This is a genomic window from Candidatus Uabimicrobium helgolandensis, from assembly GCF_041508025.1.
GTDB lineage: Bacteria > Planctomycetota > Uabimicrobiia > Uabimicrobiales > Uabimicrobiaceae > Uabimicrobium > Uabimicrobium helgolandensis.
The window spans coordinates 9,251,446-9,265,731 of the sequence record NZ_CP165719.1; the positions used below are offsets into that span (position 1 = coordinate 9,251,446).

General features: G+C 34.6%; 7 protein-coding genes. 6 read left to right on the plus strand and 1 reads right to left on the minus strand.

Annotated features, from left to right (window positions below; translation table 11 throughout):
- The 4 genes from UABHE_RS34290 (at position 1) to UABHE_RS34305 (ending at position 8,032) form a co-directional block, all read left to right on the plus strand.
- The gene (locus UABHE_RS34290; protein ID WP_372368005.1) at positions 1 to 666 is read left to right on the plus strand and encodes a serine/threonine protein kinase; all 666 of its coding nucleotides are present in this window, start codon (positions 1 to 3) and stop codon (positions 664 to 666) included.
- Between the two features lie 65 nt (positions 667 to 731).
- Entirely contained in the window at positions 732 to 3,641 is a 2,910-nt protein-coding gene (locus UABHE_RS34295; RefSeq protein WP_372368007.1) for a tetratricopeptide repeat protein, read from the plus strand.
- Positions 3,642 to 3,785: 144 nt separating this feature from the next.
- Positions 3,786 to 6,683 carry a tetratricopeptide repeat protein gene (locus tag UABHE_RS34300; protein WP_372368008.1) on the plus strand — a complete coding sequence of 966 codons (2,898 nt, stop codon included), beginning with the start codon at positions 3,786 to 3,788 and terminating at the stop codon, positions 6,681 to 6,683.
- A 20-nt stretch (positions 6,684 to 6,703) separates the two neighbouring features.
- On the plus strand, positions 6,704 to 8,032 hold the full coding sequence (locus UABHE_RS34305) for a S8 family peptidase (RefSeq protein WP_372368010.1): 1,329 nt from the start codon (positions 6,704 to 6,706) through the stop codon (positions 8,030 to 8,032).
- Positions 8,033 to 8,623: 591 nt separating this feature from the next.
- On the opposite strand, the gene UABHE_RS34310 is transcribed toward UABHE_RS34305, so the two are convergent.
- Positions 8,624 to 9,253 carry an IS982 family transposase gene (locus UABHE_RS34310; protein ID WP_372368012.1) on the minus strand — a complete coding sequence of 210 codons (630 nt, stop codon included), beginning with the start codon at positions 9,251 to 9,253 and terminating at the stop codon, positions 8,624 to 8,626.
- Between the two features lie 664 nt (positions 9,254 to 9,917).
- Between UABHE_RS34310 and UABHE_RS34315 the strand changes: the two genes are divergently transcribed.
- The gene (locus UABHE_RS34315) at positions 9,918 to 12,125 is read left to right on the plus strand and encodes a hypothetical protein (RefSeq protein ID WP_372368013.1); all 2,208 of its coding nucleotides are present in this window, start codon (positions 9,918 to 9,920) and stop codon (positions 12,123 to 12,125) included.
- Between the two features lie 407 nt (positions 12,126 to 12,532).
- The gene (locus UABHE_RS34320; protein ID WP_372368014.1) at positions 12,533 to 14,194 is read left to right on the plus strand and encodes a SpoIIE family protein phosphatase; all 1,662 of its coding nucleotides are present in this window, start codon (positions 12,533 to 12,535) and stop codon (positions 14,192 to 14,194) included.
- The last annotated feature ends 92 nt before the right edge of the window (positions 14,195 to 14,286 follow it).

Sequence of the window (14,286 nt, forward strand, 5' to 3'; positions counted from 1 at the left end):
ATGAATGAGCTTAGTGATATTTTTGCGGAGTACGAGATTTTAAAGCCTGGTAGTTCTTTTGATAAATATATTATTATTTCGGAAATTGCTCGCGGTGGTATGGGAATAGTATACAAGTGCCGAGAAAAGCATTCTGGACGAATTGTTGCGGTTAAGTTTCTTCTTGCGGAAGCAAAAACTCTTATTGCAGAAAAAAGATTTTTACGCGAAGCAAAAATAATGGGTAAACTAAAGCATCCAAATATCGTAGAGGTTTACAAAGTAGGTACCTATCAAGGATCTTTGTACATTGTGATGGAATATTTAGAAGGAACGACTTTAAATAAATTTTCATTACAACAATTTTCGTTGCAACAACGTGTTGAGTTAATAAAAAAAACAGCATTAGCGTTTCACTATGCGCATAAAAATGGCATTATTCATCGCGACATAAAACCGTCAAATATTTTTATTGAGAGTGATAACAATCCAAAGATTGTAGATTTTGGTCTTGCAAAAAATCTCAAATTAACAAAACAACAGCTAACGCAAACTGGTAGCATCATTGGAACCCCTCGCTACATGTCTCCTGAGCAAGATCCAGAAAGTGAAACTTGGCAAAGAATTATTCGTAATCTAAAGCGGATTATAAAAACAGAGAAACTCTCTATTGACAAACCGAAATAGAGGTTGCTATTTTTTCTACACACTTTGAACTTAAACTCTAAATTTTATAATGGAGATTTTTACAGATGCGCGTCCAAGATAATCTATTTATAAAACTCGCCTTACATATGAAAATGATAACGAAAGAACAAGTTTTAGAGTGCCAGTTGGAAAAAGACCAGTCGGCTTCTCGTACATTTTGCAAAAAAGGTTATATCTGCACTGGAAATTTGCAAAAGTTAGAGGAACATGTAAAGTGTAGGACGCTTAAAAATCGCTATGTTGTGTTTGGTGAAATCGGTCGCGGTGGTATGGGAGCTATTTACAAAGCGTTTGATTTATTTCTTAATAAAGAAATAGCTCTTAAAAATTTACAACGTTCGGGCACAGAAGATATCGAACGATTTGTTCGCGAAGTAAGAACTATTGCAAAGCTTCACCATCCAAATATTATTAAAATGTATGATGTTATAGAAGAGGATAATCAATATTTTTTTTCGATGGATTTTATTGAAGGACAAACTTTCGCAGATGCAATAAAAGAAAATTTTTCTCAACAACAGATAATCGAAATACTTATAAAAATAGGTGATGCTGTTCATTATGCCCACAGACAAGGAATTATTCACCGCGATTTAAAGCCTGAAAACGTTATGCTTAACAGTGAGCTACAGCCAATCGTGATGGATTTTGGCTTAGCAAAAGAAGTAAAAAATTTAGAGAAACTCTCAGCAAGTGGAGCAATTATTGGAACTCCAAGTTATATGTCTCCTGAGCAAGCAAATGCCAATAATGATAATGTTGACGAACGTAGTGATGTTTACGCTTTAGGTGTGATTCTCTACGAAGCACTGACAAAAAAACTTCCCTTTACTGCTCCGCGTATAGCTATACTCCTCGTTAACATCTGCACAAAAGATCCGCAAATCCCTTCGCGTTTAGATTCCTCTGTCCCATCAGAATTAGATCGCATTTGTTTAAAAGCATTAGAGAAAGATCAAGATAAGCGCTATCAAAGTGCTGCAGATTTTGTAGACGATTTGTTGCGTTTTCAACAAGGAAAGACGATCCGCGCGCACATGCCGCGAAAATGGACGCGTATTATAAGAAAAATCAAAAGAGATGCTGTTGTACGGACTTCTTTATTTGCGGTAATTATTACTACCGTTGTTTCGGTTTTTGGTATTGCGCTCTTTGGTAGTTGGCAAAACTCACATCAAATGAAGTTAGTTTTTACAAAAGCCACAAATATGTTTGATAACACTTCTGATTACAAAACCTTACAAAAATTACAAAAAGTCTCAAAAGCAAAAGCTTATAGAGCTGCAGAACATTCTTTGTTCAAATATAGAGAAACCCTATCTATTTTAGAGCAAATTACATATCCAAATGATCAAACTGAAAACTTACGATTTATAGTTGAAAAACAAATGGGGCTTGTAGCACTATTAACAAAAAACTACATACTAAGTGAACTATGTTTCCAACGTTGCAAAAAAATATACCCTGAAAAATCAAAAATTCTTTTTACACTCTTAAAAAGTAAACGCGAAGAAGTAAAAAAGGCAGCAATAAAGCAGTTAGAAGAAATAATGGGAAAAGTAAATGACAAGCTAACTCTATATGTACAAGATGATTATGTAACAACTATAATAAAACAGCCAGAAGATTATATTGTACAGGAATTACTTTACCATGTTACCAAGACAAATGCATCATTCTCTCAGAAAAAGATAGCGATAGAAGCTTTAGGAAAAATAGGCAAGCGTGAGGTGCTATATGAAAAGAAAGATGTTGTACAGTGGTTAATGTTTATATTGCAACAAGCGACTAAAAATCGCGAAGAAGACCTCGCAGAGGTTACTATTTGGGCTTTGGGACGTTTGCGTGATGCGCGATCGAATGTAACTGTTTATAGAGCTCGAATAGCTTTTGGGCAAGGTAGTTCTCTTTTTTTACGTACTGAAATACCCTATCGTTGGATACCTGTTAGTAGAATAAAAGATACATCGGCAGAAAGTGTCTTTCTGCGAGCGTCTGCAAAAATAGAGAAAAAAGACTATAAAGGTGCTATAGCAGACTTAACTGCGAGAATTAAGTTACAACCTCATCCTGATTTATTGTCTACGCGCGCTGATACTTACGAAAAATTACAACAGTTTGACAAATCAATAGCTGACTATTCGTACATACTTAAGTATTTTAAAACAACGAAAGTCTTTGCCTCTGATATTTATTCAAAGCGAGCAATTGCTCTTTCTCAACAAGGAAAATACAACGAAGCGCTTAGTGATTTCAAACAGGCAATATCCCTAAATCCTCAATATCCACTCCACTATAACAACCGCGGCTTTCTTTATTTATCTTGCGAAAAAATAGATTTAGCACTGAAGGATTTTGACGAAGCAATTCGCCGCAATCGTAATAATTTTCATGCACTCTGTAACCGCGCTTATGTATATAATAAAAAATCCATGTGGCACAAAGCAATTGCGGATTTAACTGTCGCTATACAAATAAACCCCCAAAGAGGTGAAACATATCTTGATCGCGGTTATTCTTACGAGAAGATTGGTAAAATAAATCAAGCAATAGACGACTACAAGCAAGCGCTTAAAGAAAATCCTAGTATAAGAGAGGCTTACTCTAATTTAGGATATATTTATTACCGAAAAGGTGATATACAAAAAGCATTTAAACTGTATAATAAAGCGTTATCAATTGATCGAAATTTTGGTTCGCCATATTATTTTATCGCAAGATATTATCACGATAAAAAAATGTGGAAAGAAGCGGAAAAAAATTATTCATTTGCTTTACAAATAGAGACTTTTGCTCACCCAGATTTGGCTTATAAAGAACGCGCTCAAGTTTATATAAAACTTAAGCGTTATGATCTTGCAATTCGCGACTGGAAACAATATCTAAGAAAATACCCTGACAATGTAGATCGCGACAAAATAGTTAAATATATAAAAAAATATTCAAGAAAATAAATCGTTTTATTAAATTATTTAGATTCAGAACATCATACAAGACTTTTAATGTAGTAAAGTACGACTTAGCTTTAGCGTCTAATTATAATTCTTGGCAACGTATTTTGAAGTAAAGTTTTTAATTTTACAACGGAGGCACTGTCAATGCGCGCTCAAGACAATTTATTTATTAAACTTGCTTTACATATGAATATGATAACAAATGAACAAGTCTCTAGTTACCTTCCTCAAAAGGATTTATCTGTATCGCAAACTTTTCGTACAAACGGCTATATTTCACAGGAAAATTTTAGAAAATTAGAAGAACACGTAAAATACCGAACTCTCAAAAACCGTTATGTGGTGTTTAGTGAAATTGGTCGCGGTGGCATGGGAGCTATTTATAAAGCGTTTGATTTATTTCTTAATAAAGAAATAGCTCTAAAAAAATTAGAGCGTTTTGGAAAAGAAGACATTGAGCGGTTTATACGTGAAATAAGATCTGTTGCCAAATTAAGCCACCCCAACATTATTAAAATGTATGATGTTATAGAGCAAGATAGAAGCTATTTTTTCTCGATGGAGTTTATACAAGGCCAGACTCTGGGAGAGATTATTGAAAATGGTTTTTCCCACAAAGAAACAGTTGAGGCGATGATCAAAATAGGTGATGCTGTCCACTATGCGCATCGCCAGGGGATTATACATCGCGATTTAAAACCAGAAAACATTATGTTTGACGACAAGCAGCAACCAATTGTTATGGATTTTGGTTTGGCAAAAGAGATCGAAAGCTCACAAAAAATATCAGCGAGTGGTGTTCTTCTTGGTACTCCAAACTATATGTCACCAGAACAAGCAAATGCTAAAAGCCATTTAGTTGATGAAAGAAGTGACGTATTTGCCCTAGGAGTTATTCTCTATGAAACCTTAACCCAAAAACGCCCTTTTGATGACCCGCAATTAGCAGTTCTGCTAACTCACATATGTGTAAAAGATCCACAAGTCCCTTCGCGTATAAATCCTTCCATTCCTCTAGAATTAGACTGTATTTGTTTAAAAGCATTGGAAAAAGACCAAAATAATCGCTACCAAAGTGCTGCTGATTTCGTTGATGATTTACTACGTTTTCAAAAAGGTAAAAGCATTCGCGCATACATGCCGTCGCGGTTGGTACGTATTACTCGAAAAATAAAAAGCAGTGCGGTTGTGCGTACTTCTTTATTAACTGCCGTTATTGCAATGATTGTTGTATCGATAAGCATATTTGGTTGGAGTAATTGGCAAAATAAACGCCAAACGCAAAGTCTATATACGGAAGCGAAAAAATTATTTGAAAATACTAATAATTATAAAACGCTGCAAAAACAATCAAAAGCCAAGATGTATAAGATGGTTGAAGATTCTCTGATAAATTATCGAGAGGCTATGTCTATTTTAGAACAAATAGCTATACCAAATAATGAAACGGAAAATTTGCGGTTTCGTGTTGAAGAACAAATGGGTCTTGCGGCGCTTCTTACTGAAAATTATATGCTAAGTGAACTATGTTTTTTGCGTTGCCAAAAAATCGATCAAAAAAAATCAAACTATCTTTTTAGTACTTTAAAAGCAAAACGCGAAGAAATAAAAAATTTGCGTATCGCACGTTTGGCTGAAATTATAAAAAAAGTAGATAATGAGTTGGCTTCGGGAATGAGGGGGCAATATATGATTACTACTTTAAAAATGGCAGAGGATTATATTGTTCAAAAATTGTTGTTTTATGCGACAGCTGATTTTTCTCAACTTCAAAAAGAATTTGCTATTGAAGCGCTAGGAAAAATAGGTAAACCAAATGTGATATACAATGAAAAAAATGTGATTCAGTGGATGCTTATTTTCTTAGAACAATTCGCAGTGCAGGAAGATGCGCAACTTCTAGAAGCAACTATTTGGGCTTTAGGACGATTTCGCGATCCACGAACAAATAAAGAGGTTTATCTCGCGCGAGGAATTTTTGGCGAAGGCCATTCTTTATTTCTACGTACAGAATTACCTTACTCTTGGATTCCACTTGATAAAAATAAAGAACAATTAAAATCAGTAGATGATATCTATTTGTTTGCAGTGCGAAAAATAGAAAACCAAGATTATCACGGTGCTATTGTTGACTTAAATAAAATAATAAAAATACAACCTGCTCCTGCTTTATTGTCTTCGCGGGCTTGGGCGTATGAGCGTCTAAATGAACTGGATAAGGCTATTCAGGATTATTCCTATGTACTAACATATTTTAACTTAAATAAAGTTTATACATCTAATACTTATTTAAAGCGAGCTGTTCTTTTTTCCAGGCAAGGAAAAAATAAGCAAGCTCAACACGACTTTAATAAAGCGATTAAGTTGAATCGATCACCTTCGAACTACAGTAACCGAGGTTTTTTTTATATGCAACAACAACAAATGGACAAAGCGCTTGATGATTTTAATAAAGCTATTCATCGGGATGGGTATAATTTTGCCGCTCTTAGTAACCGCGCTCATGTATATTTTAGTAAAAAAATGTGGTATCAAGCTATAGAAGACTTAACGCGTGTTCTTAGAATTAATCCTCGATATGCAAAAGGATATAGTAATCGTGGTTATGCCTATGATAAAATCAATGAAGTTGATAAAGCTATTGACGATTATCATAAAGCACTTTCAGAAAACCCGAGACTTATACAGCCCTATACCAATTTAGGGGAAATTTATTATCAAAAAGGTAATACCAATGAAGCTTTAAGCATGTATAATAAAGCAATATCTATAGATAAAAATTTTGGCCCTGCATACTACTTGCGCGCGCAATTATATGAAGATGAGCAAATGTGGAACAAGGCCATAGAATTTTATTCTTTGTCCTTAGAAAAAGGTCGCCTTACTGATCCAGGGTTAGCTTATAAATATAGAGCTAAGGTATATATAAAAATTAAAAGTCACAAACTTGCTCTAGATGATTGGCAAGAATACTTAAAACTTTACCCGAAAAGTTTAGATCGTAAAAGAATCGAAAGTTATATAAAAAAGTACTCACAATAAAATTTTATGGGGAGTGAACCATGAATAAATTTTTTAGTTTTGCTATTGTGCTTATTCTTATTTGTAGCATAACAGCAGATGATGTTTTTACATCGCAAAGTGGTAACAAATATTCTACAAATCGTCTCATTGTGAAATTACAACCGCAAAAAGAAATGCCAAAGAGCGAACTTATTAAAAACGTTCACCATTTATTTTTGCAGACATACGTCGTATACACAAGTGATCTTCACGCTTTAGAAGATGTTCTACAAAAAAGTGAAAATGTAAATTCTATTGAGCGCGATTTTCATAGCGAACGCAAAGATCTTGCACGTAATGTAACAACAATACGTGAAAGTGAAGTGGCGTCGCCTTTTAATGATCCGCGTGTAGGAAGTTTGTGGAGTTTTGCTGATGCAGGTGAAAATGGTATTTCTGTTAACAAGGTATACCAAGAAAAATCAACCAAACCACAGTCTGAAATTATCGTGGCAGTAGTTGACACAGGTGTTGATGTAAATCATGAAGATTTGCGTAACGTTGTGTGGAACAACCCAGGTGAAATTGCAGGCAACGGTATTGACGATGATCAAAATGGTTACATTGATGATATTAATGGTATCAACACTCTTGTTCGCGATAAAGATGGTAAAGCAACTGTAGATGTCTCTGACACTCATAGCCACGGAACACACGTTTCAGGTACAATTGCTGCACAACAAAATAACTCAACAGGTGTAGCAGGTATTGCCTCTAAAGTAAAAATAATGGCAATTCGTACGGTTCCCAATGCTTCTGATGAAAAAGATGTTGATGTTGTTGAAGCCTTTATGTACGCTGCCAAAAATGGTGCAAAGATCATTAACTGTTCTTTTGGAAAAGCGCATAACGAAGGTGGAAATGTCGTTGCTGAAGCAATTGATTTTATTGGAAAAGAATATGGTGTTTTAGTTGTGGCAGCAGCTGGAAACTCTTCGCAAAATATCGATATTAGACCAACATACCCTGCGTCATTTACTAGCGAAAATTTGTTGGTTGTTGCATCCACTACAAGTAGAGGAGCAATGTCTTATTTTTCTAACTATGGTAAAAAAGGCGTAGATATTGCTGCTCCTGGTTCATCTATTTTTTCAACTGTACCGCGTAATCGTTACTCTTCAATGTCAGGTACTTCTATGGCCTCGCCAACTGTTGCAGGAGTGGCCGCTGAAGTTCTTGCTAACAATCCAAGTCTTGACCCTGTTGCTCTAAAGAGCATACTAATGAATTCGGTAACCAAAGTTTCCGCTTTCTCTAGTAAAGTAGTTTCAGGTGGTCGTATAGATTTGAAAAAAGCACTTATTGCAGCTAAAGCTCAACAAAAATAATTATGTAAGTAGGGACAGCTTATTTTAGCTGTCTCTATTTATTTTACTTTTTGTACTAGAGCCTGTTACGAATTAAAACATTGTACTACAAATTCGCGACTGTGACCGTAGAAAGAAAATCTTTTTATTTTTTGACATCTTATATCGAAAAGATTAGTTATAATTAAAAAAGGCTATGATAATGCTTCCTTCTAAAATTCAAATGGAGAACCTGCCAGGTAACTGGTAATCTAGTGTTATCACTTTCTTTCTCAAAGGCTATAGTGGTGTTTCCTTCTAAAAGTAATTGAGCGACACTGTCGACGACCATGTAAAATGCCACTAGTTTCCTTTGTTACTTTTACCCACCTTGTTTACTAAAAACCTAAACATATCCTAATTTCAGCACTTACAAAAAAATATATTTTATTTCTCGGCGTTATTGAAAAAGATTAGTTATACTTTAAGTATAAAGGCTATGGCAACACTTCCTTCTCTTGCCTAAAAGGCACTCAACCGTGGATTGAATATTTAGTGTTGCTGCTTCCTTTTTTCAAAACCCAGGTGGTATTCACTTCTAAAAAAAACTAATATCATAACTTAAGTTGCGACCTAAAAATAACAAGAAAAAGTGAAAGCGAGAACAAAAAGGACAACTTTTAACTCAAATCCATAAGAGGTAACAGCATGAATTTTCTTTGGAAAAAAAGAAGTGATCTGACTAAAAGTAGTTTCAATCCTTTTACGGGTAACCTTTTGAATAAACTCAGTAGCTCCGGAAAAAGCTCTTTTAGAATTTTTCTTTCTCTGAGGTAAGATAGAGACATTAAGAGCTTCAGAAACAATATCTTCGAAAGAGTAATCATTGTAAGATTTATCAGCAAAAACAAAAGAGTTTTCAGGGATATCTAATTGAAATTGTTTGAGAACACGACAATCATTGCAGCCGCCAGGAGCAAGCAAAAACTCAACTGGTAAACCAGTTTTGGTGACGAGCATATGAACCCGCAAACCGAAAAAATAACGATGTTTGCTTACAACACAACTCCGATGATCTTGTGTATTGTATATTTTGCAACGACTAATGCGAATATTGTCACAGACCGGAATAGGGAAACTATCTATGATATAATCTCGCAGATTGTTTCGCTTACTAATTTCAGCAAACAAATGAAAAAGAGAAAGCCATACACTTTCACCAATAGCACGTATGCGGCGATTGAAACGACTTTTACTTAGCATTTTTTTGATGTAGCATGTTCAGCTAAAAAATTTCGTCCTTTTTCAAAGTTGTCAGAAAAGTAGAGCATAGAAACTAATGCTGTTGTCATAATTTCTGAATTAGTCATTTTAACTTGAGGATCTTCTACAATCTTGAGTGCTTGTGTTATCTCATGACATATACAGAAAACAATTATAATTTCTTTTTCTATGACTTTCTCCTTCTTGTTTTTCCTACTTTAAGAGAAGAGTCGTTATAACAGTATAAAAAAACGATGTGTGCAATTCGATTTTTGAGGTTCGTGGTCGTGGATCGATATTCCATGTGCGAAAATTAGACTAGCTGTAACCTGATGGCATTTTCTCCATCACATTAAATGTTTCTTTTGTATATTCTAGTGATACTTGATATACATCTAATTTTTCATGATTAAGATTCATTGCATTACCCTTACTTCGTGCCATGTGCCACGACTGCGTCTCACGAGATTCGAACCGCGCACATCGAATTTGTAAGAGTAATTATACCAGACTGTACGATAACTTTTATAGGTCGCAACTTGGGTTATCATAATCAAAATTGGTTGTGAATTTATTAAGACATGTCGACTTACTAATCTTCTTTGTCAATATCATCTCTAACTTTTTCTATTTTGATAATTCTTTCAAATTTAAATGAGAAATTATGCAATATTATATATCCCTTAAAGAAAATAAAATAGTTATTGAAGATTTATCCTCTAAACCAGACTGTGCTTTGGCAGCATCTTTAAATGTTGAGTTAATGCAACTTGGATATATGATGGATAAAAATTTGTTTGATAAAATTGCTCGCTTACCTTTAGAAACGGCAGGAAAGTTGTATAGTTGTGTTTTACAAGAACTGCTCAAAGCAAAAGGTGCTGATGTTGTTTATAAACCTTTTTATACAAATTTCCCTCAGCAAGTAATGGAAATGAATGAATTAGATTTATACTTTAATGCTATTGTTCACTACTGGTCTTATGGAAAATGGAGGCCTGAAGATAAAGAAGATGTTCGTATGATTCGCTTTGAAAAAGTGGATTATATTATGCTTTCTCCCATGTCAGAGGAAGAATTTAAATCTATTTTTACCCAAAAAATATCATCTAATGATTCTATTTCTGAAGATGATAAAATGATAGTTGAGTGGTTTATCGAAAATTATGTAGATTTAACATATCCAAAAGAAATACCGTTTAAAGAAAATCTTTGTTTAGTTGCTGCGAAATTGTTACAAAAAGGTGAAAATATTAGTGGTTGCATTAATACCTCAACAGATGTATTACGCATCGCAACGTATCTTTCGCAGGGGGATATTTCTTTAGCTTCGAATACAAAATTTGTTTCTTTACCACGTAAAACAAGAAAAATACTGTGTAGTGTTTTGGATAGGGTTATTTCTGAAGAAGATATCAATCGTCACAAGAATAAATGGATACGCTTGTTTCACAATCTCCACGTAGGTGAATATTCGCCGAAAATCTTTGCTATAGCGGCTAAATTTCGTAATAACGAAAAAATAAAGACTTTCAATAGTAGAATTGAAGATGCTATACAAAAAAGAGATATAAAAGCCGCGACTGAAATGTTAGAGAAACGTCCGGGAGATTTTGCAAGACGATTAGATCATCTATTGCGTCTATCTGGTAAAGATTGGCAGACTATCATTGATTCTTTTACTAAAATTGTTGATGAAATCTCAACGAGAGTATTATTACAGTTGCTAGGACATGTTAAGACGCGCAACAATGTGGTTGATAAAAGAGTTGTTTTTCCAAAAGGCATGATGCAAAAAGCACAAATAATTCGGGATGAATTACCTCCTCTTGACGAGAATTGCTGTAGTAAATTGACAAAACAAATACAGCAAACTCTAATTCGCAGGTTTTTTTTACTTCCTTCGTTAGGAAAAGTATGGGTTGATCCGCAACTTGCGAATTGTCCACTACCTTCACAACAGCGAAGTGCGTCACAAGCGTTGTTTAATGTTGGAAGAGGAACCAGGTTAGATTTTGGCGATAAAAATATATTGCGCTTTTTTGTGTACTGGATTGGAAAGGATATTGATCTCTCTGCATCTTTGCATAATGAAGATTTTGATAAAATAGAGCATATTAGCTATACAAAGATCAAGTCTGATAAATACCAAGCTTGTCACAGCGGTGATATTGTTGATGCTCCGAGAGGAGCTTCAGAGTTCATTGATATTACAATAGACCAAGCATTATCTTGTGGAGCAAGGTATGTCGTTGTCAATGTTTATGTTTATAGTGGCCCATATTTTTCTGAACACGAAGAATGTTATGTTGGTTGGATGACGCGTAAAGAAATAGAAAGTAAAGAAATTTATAGCCCAAAAACTGTACAACAAAAAGTAGATCTTCGGTCAAAATCGCGTAATGTAGTTCCTTGTATTTTTGATTTAAAAGAGCGCAAGATGATTTGGTGCGATTTAGTTACGAAACGACGTTTCCACAAACCAAATAATATAGAAAGTAATACAGCAACAATAGAAGAAACTATCCAAGCAATTACTAATCTTAACAACAAAACCAACTTACAAGAGTTATTTAAGCTGCATGCTCTTGCGCGAGGTAAATTAGTGGATGATATAAGGGAAGCAGATATTATTTTTGATATAAATCGTGCGTATAAAATCACTGATATCAATAGCTGCTTTATTATCGACAAATGCGAACAAGAGAATGAGGAAGAGGTTGTTGGTTACAAAGAATTAAGTCAAATATTGGATAAACCTATTTCTACTTTACGAAAATGGCAAAAGCAAGGTGTTCTTCCCGAATCAAATAAGCAAGGTAAAAATTTAGTTTGGAAAAAAAAGCAACTAGTAGATTTATTGTTTATCTAGGGCGTATGATCACCTAGGAACAACGAATTATTACCTTACACTATGATACTGCGATTAGTATCGAACCCGCTTCTGAAAACTTTCTAGTAGAAAAATAGAACTTTTTGCGAATTGTAACAAATATTTTTTTCTTTGATCAAAAGCTTTGAAGTTGGGCTCGGGATCGGAAATGGGTTCGGGATCGAAAAAACATTTTGAATGATGATAAGTCCTAGTTCTGTTTTAAAAGTGAGAACAATTTTAATTTTGAATGATTTTCAACATAAGAAAGATCAATGTCGATACGTCCTAAGGTGTGTCTAAAAATAAAGATATAGAGCAGTCCAAAAATATTTTGCGTCTCTACTACGTTGTGTGCTATAATTTATAAAAATAAAAGTAACGGCTTCTTAATTGAAGGGATAGAAGTGGCTCAAATTATAGTTATGGACGGGCCAGGCTCTGGTACGACATATGAACTGGATGCAGTTAATAATATTGGTAGAGGCGATAATTGTAATATAAAATTACAAAGTGGAAATATTAGTCCTTTGCAAGCGATTATCAAGAAAAAAGCCAGTCATTATAACATTATAGGCGCTACTGCAGGTAGTGTATTGGTCAATGGACAGCCCATTCACAAAGAACGCAAATTGATTCATGGCGACATGATTACGTTAGCAGATATTATGCTTCTTTACGGTGAAGAGCCGTCTGGTGAGTCACCAATTGTTGGGCAGCCTCAAGCAAACGCTGATGAACCAATGATCACAAATGTACAATCGTATTATAAAGATACTAATACTGCTATTAGTAATCTCGATGCAACAAAAAATGCATCGCAAAATATAAAAGTTTTGCTCAAAGTTAGTAACGCTATTATGTCAAAGCTAGAACCGAAAGAACTTCTAGCAAAACTATTAGACATAATGTTCGATGAAATAAAAAGCGTTGATCGAGGAATGGTATTACTAAAAGAATCTGATGCTGGTAGCAGATTATGGCCTATGGCTTCAAAAAAACGTCCTAACATTACTCAGGATGTTGTGCCATCGCGTACGATTATAAAAAGAGTACTACAGACAAAAGAGGGTGTTCTTACCGAAGATGCAAAAGGTGATTATGGAAACATGGCGGTTTCTATTGTAAACCAGAACATTGAAGCTGCGATATGTGTACCTCTTGTTGGAAAAAATAATAATATATTAGGAATAATTCACTTAGATAGTATAAGGCAAAACCAAGGCTTTCGTGAAGATCATCTTCGACTTGTAACTGCAATTGCTATGCAAGCATCTTTAGCTATGGAAAATGCTATTTTAGTAAAGCATCTTGGCGAAAAGCAAAGAATGCAAAGAGAACTCGATATTGCCAACGATATACAAATGAAATTGTTGCCTAAGAATCTTCCCGTAACAGAAGGACTTGAAGTTTACGGACTTATGAAGCCTGCGAAAGAAGTGGGTGGAGACTATTATGACTTTCTTATTCCAGAAAATTCCAACAATAGAAAATTATTTATTTGTATTGGAGACGTTTCTGGTAAAGGAGTTCCTGCCGGTTTAGTTATGGTTATGGCGCGATGTTTTTTTCGCCCCTTGATTATTTCGTGTAAAAATACCAAAATGATTATAGAAGAAATGAATAAATTTTTGGTTGAAGATACGCGAAAAGACATGTTCATGTCGATGCTTGTTCTTAGTTGGGATGCTGATAAAGAACAAATCCAATGGACAGGAGCTGGTCACGAGCATATAATTGTTTACCGTGCCCAAACGAGAAAATGCGAAACAATTCGCGCTGGTGGAATTGTTTTAGGTATGATGAAAAAAGCCAATAGATTTTTTAAAGATCAATATTTAACACTACAACCTGGTGATACTCTTATCCTATACACCGATGGAGTAACAGAAGCTATCAATCCAGGAAAAAAAATGTTTGAACTCGAAAATTTAGTTACTTTATGCGAAAAATATGGCCATCTATCAGCGGAGCAAATTTGTAAACACTTGTTGGATGATTTAAAAAGGTTTATGGGAAATGCTCCTCAACACGACGATATTACTCTTGTCGCTATCAAGAAAAAATAGCTTAGGGATGTGGCGGAAAATAATTTATTTTTCATTTACAGAATACTACTATGCGCATTCAAAATGTTTAGCTGATAAATAAAATTTCTATG